General features: G+C 38.8%; 12 protein-coding genes. 6 read left to right on the forward strand and 6 right to left on the reverse strand.

Features of this window, described 5'->3' with window-relative positions; genetic code table 11:
• Positions 1 to 22: 22 nt before the first annotated feature.
• Entirely contained in the window at positions 23 to 1288 is a 1266-nt protein-coding gene (locus G7B20_RS02510; protein ID WP_164108443.1) for a DUF819 domain-containing protein, read from the reverse strand.
• Positions 1289 to 1541: 253 nt separating this feature from the next.
• Here G7B20_RS02510 and G7B20_RS02515 point away from each other — a divergent pair, with 253 nt between their 5' ends.
• Both G7B20_RS02515 and G7B20_RS02520 read left to right on the forward strand, forming a co-directional pair.
• A complete protein-coding gene (locus tag G7B20_RS02515; protein WP_164108444.1) occupies positions 1542 to 2813 on the forward strand; it encodes a Gfo/Idh/MocA family protein in 1272 nt (423 codons plus the stop codon).
• A gap of 3 nt (positions 2814 to 2816) precedes the next feature.
• Positions 2817 to 3890 (forward strand): Gfo/Idh/MocA family protein, encoded by a 1074-nt coding sequence (locus tag G7B20_RS02520; RefSeq protein WP_164108445.1) that lies wholly within the window; start codon positions 2817 to 2819, stop codon positions 3888 to 3890.
• Here G7B20_RS02520 and G7B20_RS02525 read toward each other — a convergent pair.
• Positions 3887 to 5776, reverse strand: a complete 1890-nt coding sequence (locus G7B20_RS02525) for an OmpA family protein (protein ID WP_164108446.1) — start codon at positions 5774 to 5776, stop codon at positions 3887 to 3889. The two genes, G7B20_RS02520 and G7B20_RS02525, sit on opposite strands and share 4 nt — an antisense overlap.
• 89 nt (positions 5777 to 5865) lie before the next feature.
• The gene (locus G7B20_RS02530; RefSeq protein WP_164108447.1) at positions 5866 to 6489 is read right to left on the reverse strand and encodes a 7-carboxy-7-deazaguanine synthase QueE; all 624 of its coding nucleotides are present in this window, start codon (positions 6487 to 6489) and stop codon (positions 5866 to 5868) included.
• 141 nt (positions 6490 to 6630) lie between these two features.
• Here G7B20_RS02530 and G7B20_RS02535 point away from each other — a divergent pair, with 141 nt between their 5' ends.
• Positions 6631 to 9063, forward strand: a complete 2433-nt coding sequence (locus G7B20_RS02535; protein ID WP_164108448.1) for a gliding motility-associated C-terminal domain-containing protein — start codon at positions 6631 to 6633, stop codon at positions 9061 to 9063.
• Positions 9064 to 9144: 81 nt separating this feature from the next.
• Here the strand turns inward: G7B20_RS02535 and G7B20_RS02540 are convergent, their stop codons facing one another.
• Entirely contained in the window at positions 9145 to 10080 is a 936-nt protein-coding gene (locus G7B20_RS02540) for a zinc dependent phospholipase C family protein (protein WP_164108449.1), read from the reverse strand.
• A gap of 116 nt (positions 10081 to 10196) precedes the next feature.
• Between G7B20_RS02540 and G7B20_RS02545 the strand changes: the two genes are divergently transcribed.
• The 3 genes from G7B20_RS02545 to G7B20_RS02555 are packed head-to-tail and all read left to right on the forward strand — an operon-like array spanning position 10197 to position 12827.
• Positions 10197 to 11183: a glycosyltransferase family protein gene (locus tag G7B20_RS02545; protein WP_164108450.1), complete on the forward strand. Its 987-nt coding sequence runs from the start codon at positions 10197 to 10199 to the stop codon at positions 11181 to 11183.
• Positions 11180 to 11944: an FKBP-type peptidyl-prolyl cis-trans isomerase gene (locus tag G7B20_RS02550; RefSeq protein ID WP_240452878.1), complete on the forward strand. Its 765-nt coding sequence runs from the start codon at positions 11180 to 11182 to the stop codon at positions 11942 to 11944. The genes G7B20_RS02545 and G7B20_RS02550 overlap by 4 nt, the downstream gene beginning before the upstream one ends.
• Entirely contained in the window at positions 11931 to 12827 is an 897-nt protein-coding gene (locus tag G7B20_RS02555) for an aldo/keto reductase (RefSeq protein WP_164108451.1), read from the forward strand. Before G7B20_RS02550 ends, G7B20_RS02555 begins: the two co-directional genes overlap by 14 nt.
• 3 nt (positions 12828 to 12830) lie before the next feature.
• Here G7B20_RS02555 and kdsB read toward each other — a convergent pair whose 3' ends face one another.
• Together kdsB and G7B20_RS02565 are read right to left on the reverse strand one after the other, a co-directional pair.
• Positions 12831 to 13574: a 3-deoxy-manno-octulosonate cytidylyltransferase gene (gene kdsB / locus G7B20_RS02560; protein WP_164108452.1), complete on the reverse strand. Its 744-nt coding sequence runs from the start codon at positions 13572 to 13574 to the stop codon at positions 12831 to 12833.
• A gap of 236 nt (positions 13575 to 13810) precedes the next feature.
• Positions 13811 to 16000: a glutamine synthetase III gene (locus G7B20_RS02565; protein ID WP_164108453.1), complete on the reverse strand. Its 2190-nt coding sequence runs from the start codon at positions 15998 to 16000 to the stop codon at positions 13811 to 13813.
• Positions 16001 to 16134 lie beyond the last annotated feature (134 nt).

The raw sequence follows: 16134 nt of genomic DNA on the forward strand, positions 1-16134 counted from the left end.
TAACTAACAAATGACAAAATCACTAGATAGGAGAGGCAATTTGCATAAGTATAGCAGTAAGCCACCCTGCATAGGTGCCAATTGCATAGCCAAATACTGCTAATATAACCCCGACAGAAATTAAAGAAGGATGAAATGCTGCTGAGGCTACCGATGCGGAAGCAACACCCCCAACATTAGCCATGCTACCCACAGCAAAGTAGAAAAAAGGAACTTTGAAAATTTTGCCTACTATCAGTAATAAAAAAGCGTGGAAGCTCATCCAAATAATACCCACTGCAAATAAACCAAGATTTCCAACAATAGCTGAAATATCCATCTGCATACCTATGGTGACAATGAGCATGTATAGTAATACGGTGCCAACTTTAGAGGCTCCTGCATGTTCCAGGTTTTTGGCAGGGGTAAAGGAGAGTACAATACCAATGATTGTAGCAAAGAGTATGATCCAAAAAAAGCCGCTTGTGAGTGAAAATTGTTCTAATTGTGGGTAATGCGTTGTTACAAAAGATGCTACAGGCTCAGCGAGATAGGTTGCTAAACCCGTTCCGCCAAAAGCCAATGCCAACATGATTATAAAGTCTTTTGTTTGTGGCGTACGTGCATTGGCTTGGGTTTTGGTTTCCATTTTTTGCATTAATTGATCGACATCTGTAGAATCCGCCTTGAAAAACTGGTCAAATTTTTTGACTTTACTCGCACCAAATAACAGAAAAGCCATCCATAAGTAAGCAACAAACGCATCAACAGCAATTATAGAGGAAAATAATTTAGGCGATGGTTGTAAGATTTCTTTTAATGCTACTTGATTAGCACTTCCACCAATCCATGACCCCGCTAAGGAGCCTAATCCACGCCACACCTCGTCAGGGCCTATTCCTCCAACAACCTGAGGGGCAAAAAAGGAAACAATCCAAACAGCCAAAGGTCCCCCAAGGACTATTCCTACTGTCCCTGTGATGAACATTAAACCTGCACGTTTCCTCAAGGCCCACATTTCTTTAAGATCTAAACTTATGACAAAAAGGATAAGACAGGCCGGAAGCAGATATCTACTACCTACACTCGTTAATGGAGAGTTCGACCCTTCGAATACATGCAGTGAATTTAGAATCCCAGGGAGAAAGTAACACAATAATAAAGGGGGGATAACATTATAAAAACCTTTGATGTATTTGTTCGACAAGGATGAGGTATAAAAGATTAATCCCAAGATAGCCATTAATATCCCAAGGATGACGGCTGTGTCTGTAATTAAAGGTTCGATAATGACTGTTTGGTTATTCATTTTTTAATAAGTCTGTTTCGTTATTTAGTTAGTTGAAATCGGTTGGTTCTCAACTAAAATTTTTACGTAAATATTGTAATATTCGATCCCCTTTTTAGGTAGCTAGTTAGAAAGCAAATGAAAGGGTTTTTGAAATTTTTGTGAATTTATGTAATATTTTTGATAAAAATAGTAACGAATTCTTTACTATTATGTGTTTGCGTTTGTAATACATATATATTGTTATAACTTTAATTTCCTATTTAATAAAACTATGAATTTGTCTAGACGTCATTTTTTAAGAAACAGTGGTATAGCATTGGGGAGTATTCCTTTTATCACATTGGCCGAGAAGTTGGGAATATCCAATGCAATTAAGGTCGGCTTAGTTGGTTGTGGAGGAAGGGGGACGGGAGCTGTTGTGCAATCTTTGGCTGCAGATCCTAATGTCGTGGTTACGGCTTTGGCCGATGCATTCCAAGATCAAATAGATCAAGCATTACTTATTTTAAATAAAAAAGATGCAAAACGCATTGATGTTCCTAACGAACGTCAGTTTGTAGGTTTTGATGGTTATAAGGCACTGATTGATTCAGGAGTGGATGTCGTACTATTATGTAGTCCTCCCAATTTTAGGCCTGATCATCTAGAGTATGCCGTTCAATCCGGAAAACACGTGTTTTGCGAAAAACCGGTTGCAGTAGATATTCCGGGATTGAAACGGGTTATGGAAAGTGTACGTATCTCGAAAGAAAAGAAGTTAAATCTTGTTTCTGGTTTTTGTTTCCGCTATTCAGAACCTAATAGGGAGATTATGAAACGGGTTCGAGATGGGGCTATAGGCGATATTAAATCGGTAACGACATTTAGGTATGGCGGTGAGTTGACTTTAAAAGAGCGAATGAACACTTGGACTGATTTTGAGTATCAATTGCGAAACTGGTATTATTTTCAGCGGTACGCATCAGATTTGATTGTAGAACAGTCGATACACAGCGTTGATTACATGAATTGGATTATGGGCAATAAGTTGCCTAAATCGGTCAGTGCCACGGGCGGACGACAAAGTCGATCGTGGGAAGCTACAGGAAATACCTATGATCATTTTGCCGTAGAGTACGATTATGGAGCAGGTGTTAAAGGAATGCATTTTTCAAGGCAACAAAATGGCACTGAATCCCGTAATTCGGTGGAGGTTAATGGAACGCGGGGCTTTGTTGATGTTAATATTATGAAAAACTATAATATATATGGCGACGAGTCATTTGAATATAATGGAAAGATCAATAATATGTATCAGACACAACATGACGAGTTGATGGCAGCAATCTCAAAAGGCCAAATGCTTAATGATGGAGACTTTATGGTGAACTCTACGCTATTGGCAATTTGGGGTAAGATCGCAGCATATACCGGCAAACGCATATCTTATGAGCAGATTATGGATTCTAAAGAGGAGCTAGGCCCACATTCAGATGGATATAACTGGTCGATGTCTCCTGATGTAACACCAATAGCACAACCAGGATTTAAACCTTTTGTTTAAGTTATGCTAACACGTATTAAAATTTTAATTGTCGGTTGTGGTAATATGGGAGCCTCCCATGCACAAGCATATCACAATTTGCCTGATTTCGAAATAGTAGGTTTGGTTTCAAGAGGCGAAAGTAAAAAACTACTTAACGCTAAGCTTGGCGCTTCGTATCCTTGTTTTGAAGATTATGAAGCAGCGCTGCTGGAGACCCTACCCGACGCTGTTTGTATTTCGACCTATCCCGATACCCATGAAAATTTTGCTGTCCTGGCTTTCGAACATGGAGCACATGTTTTTATCGAGAAGCCGCTTGCCGATACTGTGATTGGTGCTAGGCGTGTTGTGGACGCTGCTGTGCGAGCAAATAAGAAATTAGTGGTGGGTTATATTTTACGGCATCATCCCTCTTGGACCACATTTATATCGGAAGGAAAGAAGATGGGGGCTCCGTTGGTCTTTCGGATGAACTTGAATCAACAAAGTCAAGGCCATATGTGGGACGTACACCGAAATCTAATGAAAAGCTTAAGTCCAATCGTAGATTGTGGGGTACACTACATAGATGTGATGTGTCAAATGACAGATGCAGCGCCAGTTTCTGTTTCTGCGATTGGAGCCCGTTTGACGAATGATATCCCCCTTGAAAATTATAATTATGGGCAACTACAGATTCGGTTTGACGATGGTAGTGTAGGATGGTATGAAGCAGGATGGGGGCCCATGATGAGTCAGACTGCTTTTTTTGTGAAAGATGTCATAGGCCCTAAAGGCTCGGTGTCGATCGTTGCAAATGATGCTTCCAAAGATGGTATGTCAGATTCGGTAGAAGCTCACACAAAAACAGAATCTATCCGGGTTCATTACGCAGATCTAAATGAAGACAATAGTTTTGTTAGAGAAGATAAATGGATCAATCTGGAAGACGAACCAGATCATCAAGAGTTGTGTAATCGTGAACAACGTTTCTTTTTAGAAACTATTCGGAATAATGTGGATCTTAGTAAATCCATGGAGGATGCAATTAATAGTCTTCACATCGCAATAGCTTGTGACGAAGCGGTGCGTACGGGCAATATTGTGCAGCTTTAACGTATTATAATTTCTGTTCGACGGTTTTTTTGTTTTCCGTCTACCGTCGTATTATCGCCTATTGGTTTGGTATCTCCGTACCCCATGCTTGTCACTCGGGAAGAGGGAATCCCTTTTGATAATAGATATGCGGATATAGCGGATGCGCGATTTTCAGAAAGCCTTTGATTGTGTATTTTATTGCCTGTGTTGTCAGTATGCCCAGCCACCTCAATTTTTACAGTTGGGTTTTTTTGAAGAAAATTTACGATCAGTTGAAGTTCAGTTGTCGAAGTTTTTAGTGGAATAGAACTATCGGTATCGAAGTAAATGTTGTTTAGCTGCATTATGCCTCCTTTTTTGAGCGGATGAAGGTAGATATCACTGTTAAAGACCTCATCCTTTAAGATGATATTCGAAATATCATATTGTCTTGATTCAAACATATATCCCGGTTTGTGTACGTGTACTGCGTAGTTCGCACCTACCGGCAATGTCGCAATAAATTGGCCATCGTTATAGTCAGATTCATTAAGATAGGCTACTTCACCATTGCTTGTATTTGTTACAGCAATGGTCGCAGATAGAGCAGTTTTGTTTTCTGCGTTATAGACGTTGCCCTGTATATATGCTACAGGGATTGGTTGTATATGCAGTGGGATGTTTACGCTATATATATCGAGTTGTTCTGTTGAATCGGCAGACGACAAATAGCCTACAGATCCATTCATAACGATATGTATAGCGGTTTGGTCATAATTATTGTTGATTGGGGCGCCTAGATTGATAGGTGTTGTCCATTGTCCCAAGGTGTCTATTTGTGTCTTAAAGAGGTCAAATTGACCAAAGCCTGGCCAACCAGCAGATGCGAAGTATAGCGTTTTGTTATCGGCATGAATATACGGTGAGCGCTCGTCAAATACGGAGTTTACTTTACGACCTAAATTTTGAGGTGTTTGCCATTTACCATCTAGGGATAGCTCACTTTTCCATATATCGCTAGCTCCATATCCTCCTTCTCTATTACTGACGAAGTAAAGTGTTCGCCCGTCTGCTGAGATAGCAGGTTGCGCCTCCCAGCCTTTGGTATTGATCGGCGGCCCTAGGTTGTAAGGGACACTCCATACGCCATTTTCATATTTTGAAACATAAATATCGCAGCTACCCAGCCCATTAGGACGGTTACAGCCAGTAAAGAAAATGTATTTTCCATCTGGAGAGATAGAGTGCGCACCTTCATTAAAAAAGTCGGAGTTTACTGCGCCAGAAAGCTTTTGGGCAATGGACCAAGTTAATCCCTCTTTATGACTCTCAAAGAAATTTTCCTGATTACTGCTCTTACGGGTGAATATGATACGTCTTGCATCCGCAGTCAGTTTCGGAAAGTACTCGTCGTCCAGCGTATTTATAGCTGTTGGCAGTTTCTCAAGATGTACAGAGGTATCTGGTATTTGTTTTAAAGCAAATACACAATCTTGAATATATTTATCCACCTTCTGTCTACTTTTCGGATTTAGATTTTCTTTGGCGTAAGTCGTAAGAAAATTTAATGCGACTTGATATTCCCCATTTGCCAACATAGATTCGCCCAATCCAAAAAGAGTCAGTTTGGTTAGATTAGGATCTATCTGTAATACTTTTTTGTAAAGGGGAATTGCTTTTTGATATTGTTTTTCAGATCGGTATAAATCTGCTAATTGCTGATAAGCCGTTGCAAATTCGGGGTCTAGCAGAATGGCATGTTGTAATTCAGTGATGGCAGCATGTTTATCTTGGAGCGACAGATGTTTGGCTGCATTCTCATAGGCGTTTTGTGCCTTTTTATTTACAGAACTCTTTTGAGCTAAAGTGATAGTGCCCCAACAGGACAGTGTTAAAAAGAAAAAGGTTTTTAATAACCAATTCATCTGACTATTTGTTTTTGTACACGACGGACAGAAACACGAAATATGTGTATCAGATGTTAAAAGTAGAAAACAATCTTTAAATAAGCGAATTATGGAATGTTTAAAAATTTATGGGTCTGTAAGGAGATATCCCAATGAGGATGCTCTTTAACATATTCAATAATCAACGGAGTGATTTCGCTTGCTTTGGACCATTCGGGCTGAAGGTACAATCTGCAATCAGGGCCTACCATTTTAGCGTGGTCTTCTGCCCATTTGAAGTCACTTTTATTAAAAACAATGACTTTTAGTTCACCGGCAGCTTGTAGAACCTCTATTTTAGGGCTTTTAAATTTCTTTGGCGATAGACAGATCCAATCCCAAACTCCACTCAATGGGTATGCGCCAGATGTTTCGATAAAAGTTTTTATTCCCTCTTCCTTAAGACGTCGGGTGAGATAATCCAAGTTATATATAAGGGGTTCCCCTCCAGTGATAACTACCGTTTTTGCGGGATGTTTCTTCGCATTTTCAACAATCGCTTCAGTGTCTGTAAGAGGATGTAATTCAGCATCCCAGCTTTCTTTTACATCGCACCAATGACAACCTACATCACAACCTCCTAGACGTATGAAATAAGCTGCTTTTCCAGTGTGGAATCCTTCTCCTTGAATCGTATAAAAATCCTCCATTAATGGAAGTTTTGTGCCGTTTTCGGGGACTTGATGTGACATTATCTTCAAATTTTATAGGCTGCAAAGGTAAGATAAATAAGCCAAGGATTGTATATCTAAAAACTTTAAATTCTATTATTGGCTTTTTATTACGAAAAGATTATATTTGATACAGTCCGTCGGGACACATCTATCTATACTATGAATATGAAATTAAACATGCTCCTTTTGGTGGGCTTGTTTTTTTGGACGAATGCCGTTTTGGGCGAAGGTTCTAAAGACCTGTATCCTGAAAATATAAAAGGTAATCGGGCCTTTTTGGTCTCGCAGCCTTTTGAGAGAACTGCTTTTTCCAATCAAGCTTCACATTATGCCTATGCACTAGAAGGCGAGACCATAGCTGTCGCTTCCAGTGCTCAGAATGTCGGTTCTGGGAGTATTATACTTACAGCACCTGATGGTAAGATATACCAGACAAAATCAAATAATGTGGGCCGTATTCAAGGTTTTAACGGTTCGACTCGAGCTGCAGAGTTAGCAGGCCCCCGAGTCGGATACACCTCATTCGAAGTGCCTGTCGGCATAGGGCAAAGTGGAATTTGGCGCGTTGAATTTACATCGCCTGATACAGACCCCTTCAATGCCCGTTTGATACATCCATACAATCTTAAAGCTAATGAAGATTGGGTACAGCATAAGGAAGGTAGTCTCATTGCGGCTTGGGATGTTTCTATTCGAGATGTAAATAATGCGAGATGGCTTTCCGGCAGAGTTTTTATGTCAATGTTACAATTGCATCTTTCTCAGGAAAGTTTGGCAGATGCACATGGAGGTTTTTATGGACGTAATTATGTGTTGACAAAGGATGGTTACATTTATCATGTTGACGGTAATGGTAGCCACGGTATCGATTTTGTTTACTTCGTTAATAATTCAGGTATACTGGATGAACATGGCAAGGTCACTTACAAAAGTGCTAATCAGGAGAAGTTAGCTAAGTTTCATAACCCCAATCATGAAGATAATAATTTACATATAACACACAAGATGTTTTACAACATGCCAGATGTGTGCATGCCCAAAGAGAGTGTTGGATGTTTTCCTGGTGGCGGCAGTTGGTTGTTTGATCCGAAGCAAGTCGTTGAGGTAAAAGATATAGCGATAGAATGGTTAGAAGGGAAGGAAGGTCAGTTGAGCGAAGAAGGAGTTTTTTTGAGATTTGAAACAAACTATTCTGGTCGTTATAAGGTAATCATCGCTGCAAAATCAGAACAGCAGTGCTTTAAGGAACGTGAGTTGAGTGTGGAAGCTAAAGAAGGTGTAAATAACTTTTTCTGGGATGGGTTGGATGGAGACGGTCATTTTGTGCCAAAAGGAAAGGATTATAAAATAGGGATTTCTATCTCTTTGTTGAAAGGAGAGGTACATTTTCCTTATTTCGATATGGAGATCAATCCGAATGGTATTTTAGTAGAGCGTATGAATGTCGACGGGACTACGCATAGTGATGCCATCATGTATTGGGATGATACAGATATCACTGCTGGACAACCCAGTGAAATCTCTAGACCACAAGAAAATAAAGTAGGAAGTCCAAGTCGGGTCGACGGACATCGTTGGGGAACTTATACACCTAGCAAATATTTAGACAACGGTTTGTCTAATGGAGGATATGGGGCATATAGTTATGGTAACGAGCGAGCTATGGATACCTGGACCTATTCCGTGCAATTGCTGGCAGAAAGTGAAATACGAATTAGTGTTGGAACAAGTGGAGGGAATGATGGAGGAGAAGCTGTTCCACCTTTAGAGCAAGAAAAGCGTATTAAACTTTATCAGGGAGGGGACGTTAAGTTTGATTTGTTTACTGTTAGCGGCGAGACTTCAGTGACTTGGAAAGATATTGAGATTATAGATTTTCCGCTTTATGGAGACCTGAAGGTGAGCGGTGGGACTATAGTTTATAAGGTTAAAGACATCGCTTTTTATGGTGATGATATTTTTTCTTATCGACTTACCAACGAGAGGGGGATACAGCCTGTGGTAGGCAAAGTATATTTAGAGATTATAAAAACTAACCCAATAGCACAAGATGATTTCTATGATGTCATGTATAATACCCTAGATTTATCTCAAATTATTAATAATGATTTTGTTGAAAATTCTTATATAGACAAAGAAAGTGTTCGGATAGTAGATTATCCCCAAAATGGTATCTTATTTAAAGACGTGAATGGTAAATGGTTGTATCAATCGAATGAAACTTACATCGGAAAAGACAGGCTAGCTTATCAGGTGATGGATGCAAATGGAAACTGGTCGAATATTGCTACTGTAAACATAATCATTAAGGGATTATTTATACCCAATACCATAACACCTAATGGAGACGCGAAAAATGATACTTTCCAAATTTTTGGATTGTCAAATTTTGATCAAGCAGAAGTTAGTATTATGGATCGATTTGGAAGAGTGGTATTTGCCTCAGTCGACTACCGCAACGATTGGATTGTTCCATCTAATTTAACAAGTGGAGTGTATTTTTATATTTTTATAGGCAACAAATCTGGACAAAAGACAGTGATAGATAAGGGATCACTTATGGTGCTAGCTAATAGTTCCTTTGAGGATTAAGTGTTTTATACTCTATATCTTACTAAATTGAGTATAGTTTGAGAGTGTGAAATAATATGCATCCTCTTATTTTATAGTGTCTTAATGCCATTCTTCTCGTCCCAAACTTTTTTTGTTTTTGGTATCTATTGGTTTAAAGTCTTTATCGTTTACTTTCAAATCTGATAGATCAGGCTGTCCCGCATCAAGCCAAGCTGAATACCAAAGCGATGCCACACTAAGAATAGATGATCTAAAACGTCGTTCCACCATACCATTGAGCGCTTGATGGTATATCGTCGCATAGCTGTCGGAATAAGTATAGATTAGTTGGTTGTTTCTCTCTATGTAAGCTTTACGTTCAGAAGCTTTAAATTTCAGGGAAAGCTGTTTCTCAATTTGAAGAACAGAATCTACAAGAGCGTTGCTTTCTCTTACTATTTTCCAGGATTCTTCCAAGGGATCGCTGATATATTCTGCTCTTTTAATAAAGTAATTGTATTCATTAGAGAACATTTCAGGAAGTCTCGTCTCCCAAAAGGAGTGTATGCCAACCTGATCAGTGTACTGACCATTGTAATTGCTGCTTGTATGCAAAGGAACATGGGCGTCAGCAATATAATGGCCGATGTCTGCACAGTATTGAATGATTTTTCTTTCATTGCAGTCTTTGAAAGATCGTACTAGATTTTGATAGGTTTTCCATATCTGCCAAGGCACAATACCCTGCGCTAATAATTTACGCTCCGAGTATTTTTCTACCGCCTTACTCCAATGAATAGGGACGGAATCTATATTTTCGTAGCGATCGATATCTATGTAGTGTCTAGGTCCTTCTACAGTATCAACATAACAGCGTTTATCAGCATCGACAGCTTTTTCTGTGATGAGTTTTATATTTTTCTTGAAAAAGGGGGCTAGTTCGGAAGGTAATAGAAATATCGCTGTCTCGTTTATTTTTTTATGTGCATAGAATCCCCAAGAACAAGTAAATATAAGGATGGACATACCTATCAATACTCTTGTTGCGGTTGTCATATCGTAATGGTTATGAGTTTGAAGTTACTGAAATAATATGCTTAATCATAATTTAACACGATGAAGAGAAGCAAATCGAAAAAAATGAGTATTTTCGAATCACTTTAAAATTGAGGATGAAAATATTATACGCCATACAAGGTACAGGAAATGGGCATCTTTGTCGAGCAATGGATATCATTCCATGCTTGCAACAATTTGGTCAAGTTGATGTACTAATTAGCGGAATTCAGGCCGATATTCAATTGCCTTTTGATATTACTTATAAACTGCATGGTCTTAGTTTTATTTTTGGAAAAAGTGGTGGCGTTGATTTATGGAAAACATTTATGAGCTCAACGATCCGGAAGTTTATTCAAGAAATAAATTCAGTTCCTGTAGAAAATTATGATCTCGTTATCAACGATTTTGAGCCTATTACAGCATGGGCGTGTCATACAAAAGATATACGTTGTATTGGTTTGAGTCATCAAATTGGTGCATTGCATCCGGACAGTCCCAAGCCTGAAGAGGGGGATTTGATGGGTAAGTTTATTATGAAAAACTATGCGCCTGTATCAGACGCTTATGGGTTTCATTTTCAGTCCTACCATAAGTCGGTCTACACACCCGTAATACGGGAGTCCATACGAAATTTAGAAGCTACGAAAAACAGCCATTATACCGTTTATTTACCATCTTATGACGACGCCCATCTTTTGAAACATTTGACAAAATTTGAGGACGTAAAGTGGGAGGTGTTTTCAAAGCACAATTCAAAGTCGTTACGGTATAAAAATGTAAGTATTAATCCTATTAACAGCGATGCTTTTGTGAAAAGTATGGCTTCTTCCGAGGGCGTATTGTGTGGGGCTGGATTCGAGACCCCAGCCGAAGCATTGTATCTAGGAAAGAAGGTCTTAGTGATTCCGATGAAAAATCAGTACGAACAACATTTGAATGCTGCAGCTCTTGAAAAAATGGGAGTTCCTGTTATCAAAAGTCTAAAAAGAAAATACGAATATGATATCGAACTTTGGTTGAATAATAAAAGTAACGTTACCGTTGACTATCCAAATAACACAATGTCTATTATAGAAACAATCATAAATAACCATAGATGAAATTCAGATTAATGTGTGCTCTGGCAGTGGCAATGACAGGCTCATTATGTATCGCTAATGCGCAAACTGCCGTAAAAAGGCAGTCCGCAAAACCTCAAAACAGAAATGTTCAAAGCAGTAAGGCCGTTGTAAAAAAAGCAAATGTTGTTGTTTTAAAAAATGGACGAGATTCTTTGTCTTACGCGTTAGGTACTGATGTTGCTCGGTCATTAAAATCAAACGGGTTTGATTTAGATGTAAAATTACTTTCTGAAGGGATATCGAACTATTTCAAAGGTGATAATATTCTTTTAACGGAAGATAAGAGTGCGGAAATAATTCAGACTTCTGTCCGGAAGATGATGGAAGTGAAAAATGCCGAACTTCGTAAACCAGGAGAAGAATTTCTCGCTAAGAATAAGTTGAACCCGAATGTCAAAGTGACTGACGAAGGTGTTCAGTATGAAATTTTAAAACAAGGAGATGGGCTTCGTCCTACTGTGTCTGATGAGGTTATTGTACACTATTTAGGAACATTGCCCAATGGCAATAAGTTTGATAGTTCCTATGATAGGAACGAGCCTCTTAACCTTTCTTTGTCTTCTGTCATAAAGGGTTGGCAGATTGGTATACCTTTGATGAATGTCGGAGCCAAGTACAGATTCTTTATCCCTTATAATCTAGCCTACGGCGAGCGTGGAACTGGTACCATACCTCCGTTCAGTCCATTAGTTTTCGAGGTTGAACTTTTGGAAGTGAAGACTAAAGATGCAGCGGAATAAATTAGGTAATTCAGGGATAGAGGTTACCCAACTTGGGTTTGGAGCAATGTCCCTTTCAGGAGAAGATAGGTTAGCAGATATAAACCTGATCAAAGAGGCTTACTCCGAAGGAATCCATTATTTTGATACAGCCGATTTATATGGTAAAGGAGAGAATGAAAGATTGTTGGGTGAGGCGTTAACGGGAATCAGACAGGATATAATATTAGCTACTAAAGTCGGAAATGTATGGCATGAAGATGGCCCTGGTCGGGATTGGAATGTCTCTAAAGAATATCTTAATAAAGCCGTTGATGCATCTTTGGTCCGATTGAAGACTGATTATATTGATTTGTATCAGCTACATGGAGGTACTAATACCGATAATTGCGAAGAAATCATCGAAACATTCGAGCGATTGAAAGAAACAGGGAAAATCAGAGCTTACGGTCTGTCTTCCATTCGGCCCAATGTATTTAAATATTATTCAGAACATAGCGCTATCGTTTCCAATATGATGCAGTATAGTGTATTAGATACCAGACCAGAGGAGTATTTTACCTCTTTTCAATCTAATGACGTGAGTATCATTGCTCGAGGAGCTTTGGCACAGGGAGTCTTAATCGGAAAGTCTGCTAAACCTTATCTGGCGACAGATGTGGATACCGTGACACATTTACAAGAGCAGATCACTTTAATCGCAAAATCTCAAGGCGTATCAAATCTTGCCATTGCACTAGCTTATGTTTTGCAAAATTCTATTATTGCCAGTGCTTTGGTAGGAATCCGTAATAAGGCTCAACTAATAGAATTACTCCACGCTTATGAGGAGATAAGAACTTTAAATGCGAATCAATTTATACCTCTTGGAATTGATTCGCATTATAAAGAACACAGAGATTAAATATTATTTTGTAAAATACTTCTTGAGTAAATATTCTAAATCTTCAGGTGTATCTATGGCTTCGTTGGTGTGGCTGGATGTTGCTGTGTGTATTTTGTAACCATTATCTAACCATCGTAATTGTTCAAGTGCTTCCATTGCTTCAATATCAGAGTAAGGAAGAGCGGCTAGCTCTTTTAAAACAGGTACACTGTAACCATATATTCCGATGTGGCTATAGTAAGGACGTTGCTTTAGCCAGTCTTCTTTTTTTGTTCCTCTAAGAAATGGTACTGCTTGCCGTGAAAAATAAATAGCCTCTCCATTTTTGTTGATTACAACTTTTGGTTTATTTTCGTTGAATAATTCTTCAAAGGTCTCTACTTTACGAATCAACGTCGCTATCTGTGTATGGCTATTATCAAAGCAGCTGCTTAGCAGGTTTATCTGTAGTGGATCGATGAAAGGTTCGTCGCCCTGTATGTTGATCGCTACCTCAAATCCTTGGATACTTTCAATAACCTCTGCGCAACGATCTGTACCAGATTGGTGATCTTTTTTTGTCATAATAACGTTTCCAGCAAAACTTTTGACATGATCGAAGATACGAGTATCATCTGTTGCTACAATAACTTCGTTCAAAGAGGACGCATGCTTCGCTTGATTGTAGACACGTTGTATCATACTGGTACCTCCAATATCTATTAAAGGTTTGCCGGGAAATCTTGAAGAGTCATAGCGTGCCGGAATTATCCCTATAGTTTTCATCTTTTTACTTCTTTAAGCAGGGGAAATTAACAATAAAACTCTTATTAACCCATCTTTATATAAAAAAAAGTAAATTATCATAAATACCAACAAGAATGAAAGTAATATGGATATTTATGTGGCTTATAGAAATCAATTAAAGTAAGCACTAATATTTTCGTCAAAGATGATTTAATTAAAAAGAGACGCCCATTTAGATGTCTCTTTAGTTAAAATATAAAGGTTGATTAGTTTACTTAGTGAATAAACAAGAGTTCGCGTAGTTTTGGTAGCGGCCATCTTGAGTCGTCAACGATTTTTTCCAGTTTATTGACGTGGTAACGTATTTCATCGAAATATGGCTTAACAATTTCATCATAGCTGATGGCTTTCTCTCTTAAGTCTTCAACAGTGTTTGCTGTTTTACGCGCTTGACGCATCTCTTCAGACTTCTCCAATATAGTGTTTGCATGCTTGGATATACGCTCGACCAGATTCAATTGGGAAGAATAAGCTTCTTTTGCCAGCCCTAAATCTTTAAGGCCTTGCACGTTGGTTATCAGTTCATTCTGATAGACGAAACAAGCAGGTGCGATCTGACTATTTACCACTTCCCCGATTACACGGGCTTCAATCTGTAGCTTCTTATAGAAGTTTTCCAAAAGAATCTCGTGACGAGCTTCAGATTCGCGTTTAGAATAAATTCCTAGTCTCTCGAACAAAGCAATGGTTTCTTCTTTGACATAAATATCTAAAGCTTTTGGTGTAGATTTAATATTTGAAAGCCCTCTGGACTCAGCTTCTTGTGCCCACTCATCGCTGTATCCATTTCCTTCGAATCGGATAGCTTTGGACTCTTTGATATATTTTCTTATTACGTTAAGTATAGCAAGGTCTTTTTTCGTTCCTTTTTTGATTTGCTTATCTACCTCAATTTTAAATTCAATCAGCTGAGCTGCTACAATAGCATTCAATACTGTCATTGGTAGCGCAGAGTTTGCTGAGGAGCCTACCGCACGAAATTCAAATTTATTACCTGTAAAAGCAAAAGGAGAAGTTCGGTTGCGATCGGTATTGTCCAATTTTAATTCAGGGATTTTAGGGATTCCATGCCAAAGGTTCGCTTCTGACTTAACTTTTTTGGCTACGCGTGCGGATTCTACTTCTTCCAATAACTCATCCAATTGAGATCCTAGGAAAATAGATATGATAGCTGGTGGAGCCTCGTTGGCACCCAAACGATGATCGTTACTATGACTTGCGATAGAAGCACGCAGTAGGTCAGCATATTCGTGAACGGCTTTGATTGTGTTTACGAAAAACGTTAAGAACATAAGATTGTTCTTAGGTGTTTTCCCAGGAGACAGCAAGTTTACTCCAGTGTTGGTAATTAGTGACCAGTTATTGTGTTTGCCGGATCCGTTAACCCCTGAATAAGGCTTTTCATGTAGAAGCACTTTAAAATTATGACGTATTGCGACTTGCTCCATGACATTCATCAGCAATTGATTATGATCGATTGCTAAATTTATCTCTTCATACATAGGTGCACATTCAAACTGCGAAGGAGCTACCTCATTATGACGGGTTTTTAAGGGGATACCGAGCTTAAGGGCTTCATTTTCTAGATCGACCATGAAAGCCAATACCCGCTCAGGAATGGCACCAAAGTAGTGATCTTCTAATTGTTGTCCTTTAGCAGACATATGTCCAAATAGTGTGCGTCCGGTTAGTTGCAAGTCGGGACGCGCGTTGTAAAGGGCAAGGTCTACCAAAAAATATTCTTGCTCAATTCCTAGTGAGGCATTTACTTTAGTGACCGCTTTATCAAAGTATTGTGCTACATCAGTTGCAGCTTTATCTATTGCATTTACCGCTTTCAGTAAAGGAGCTTTATAATCTAAAGACTCACCTGTATAGGATACGAATACGGTAGGGATACAAAGTGTTTTTCCGGCAGCAGACTCATAGATAAAAGCAGGAGAAGAAGGATCCCATGCTGTATATCCACGTGCTTCAAACGTATTTCGGATACCTCCATTTGGAAATGAAGAGGCGTCGGGTTCTTGTTGCACCAATGCATCAGCTGTGAATTTTTCAATAGCATCACCGTTTTCATCAGGTTCAAAAAAGGCATCGTGTTTTTCTGCAGTAGTTCCTGTTAATGGTTGAAACCAGTGCGTGTAATGAGATACCCCGTTTTGGATAGCCCATGTTTTCATGGCCTGAGATATGAACTCAGCAATTTCTCGAGTGATTGGTTCACCGTCTTCTATTGCTTTGGTCAGTTCTTTGAAAGTTGTTTTCGGCAGAAAATCTTTCATTTTGGCAATAGTAAATACATTTTTGCCAAAAATAGTGATAGCTCTTTTTGTGACCACCTTTTCTTCGGGCAATGCGTGTCTGGATGAGGCAGCATTTACGGATTCAAATCTGATACTTGACATTGGGTTTTGTGTTGGAGTTGATTTTTTTTGTGATTTACATCTTCTGTGTGTCAAAAATACAATCTATTTTTTTATTTTTTTATAAAAATCAAAAAAAACACTCGAAAAAAATAAATTTTTCGAGTGTTTTTGGT

Origin of the sequence: Sphingobacterium sp. xlx-96 (genome assembly GCF_011007365.1) — a bacterium.
Classification (GTDB): domain Bacteria; phylum Bacteroidota; class Bacteroidia; order Sphingobacteriales; family Sphingobacteriaceae; genus Sphingobacterium; species Sphingobacterium luzhongxinii.

What these genes read in the sequence shown, in the direction of transcription:
- G7B20_RS02510 (WP_164108443.1), bottom strand. Translation starts at nt 1,288, where the DNA reads ATGAATAACCAAACAGTCATTATCGAACCTTTAATTACAGACACAGCC.
- G7B20_RS02515 (WP_164108444.1), top strand. Translation starts at nt 1,542, where the DNA reads ATGAATTTGTCTAGACGTCATTTTTTAAGAAACAGTGGTATAGCATTG.
- G7B20_RS02520 (WP_164108445.1), top strand. Translation starts at nt 2,817, where the DNA reads ATGCTAACACGTATTAAAATTTTAATTGTCGGTTGTGGTAATATGGGA.
- G7B20_RS02525 (WP_164108446.1), bottom strand. Translation starts at nt 5,776, where the DNA reads ATGAATTGGTTATTAAAAACCTTTTTCTTTTTAACACTGTCCTGTTGG.
- G7B20_RS02530 (WP_164108447.1), bottom strand. Translation starts at nt 6,489, where the DNA reads ATGTCACATCAAGTCCCCGAAAACGGCACAAAACTTCCATTAATGGAG.
- G7B20_RS02535 (WP_164108448.1), top strand. Translation starts at nt 6,631, where the DNA reads ATGAATATGAAATTAAACATGCTCCTTTTGGTGGGCTTGTTTTTTTGG.
- G7B20_RS02540 (WP_164108449.1), bottom strand. Translation starts at nt 10,080, where the DNA reads ATGACAACCGCAACAAGAGTATTGATAGGTATGTCCATCCTTATATTT.
- G7B20_RS02545 (WP_164108450.1), top strand. Translation starts at nt 10,197, where the DNA reads ATGAAAATATTATACGCCATACAAGGTACAGGAAATGGGCATCTTTGT.
- G7B20_RS02550 (WP_240452878.1), top strand. Translation starts at nt 11,180, where the DNA reads ATGAAATTCAGATTAATGTGTGCTCTGGCAGTGGCAATGACAGGCTCA.
- G7B20_RS02555 (WP_164108451.1), top strand. Translation starts at nt 11,931, where the DNA reads ATGCAGCGGAATAAATTAGGTAATTCAGGGATAGAGGTTACCCAACTT.
- kdsB (WP_164108452.1), bottom strand. Translation starts at nt 13,574, where the DNA reads ATGAAAACTATAGGGATAATTCCGGCACGCTATGACTCTTCAAGATTT.
- G7B20_RS02565 (WP_164108453.1), bottom strand. Translation starts at nt 16,000, where the DNA reads ATGTCAAGTATCAGATTTGAATCCGTAAATGCTGCCTCATCCAGACAC.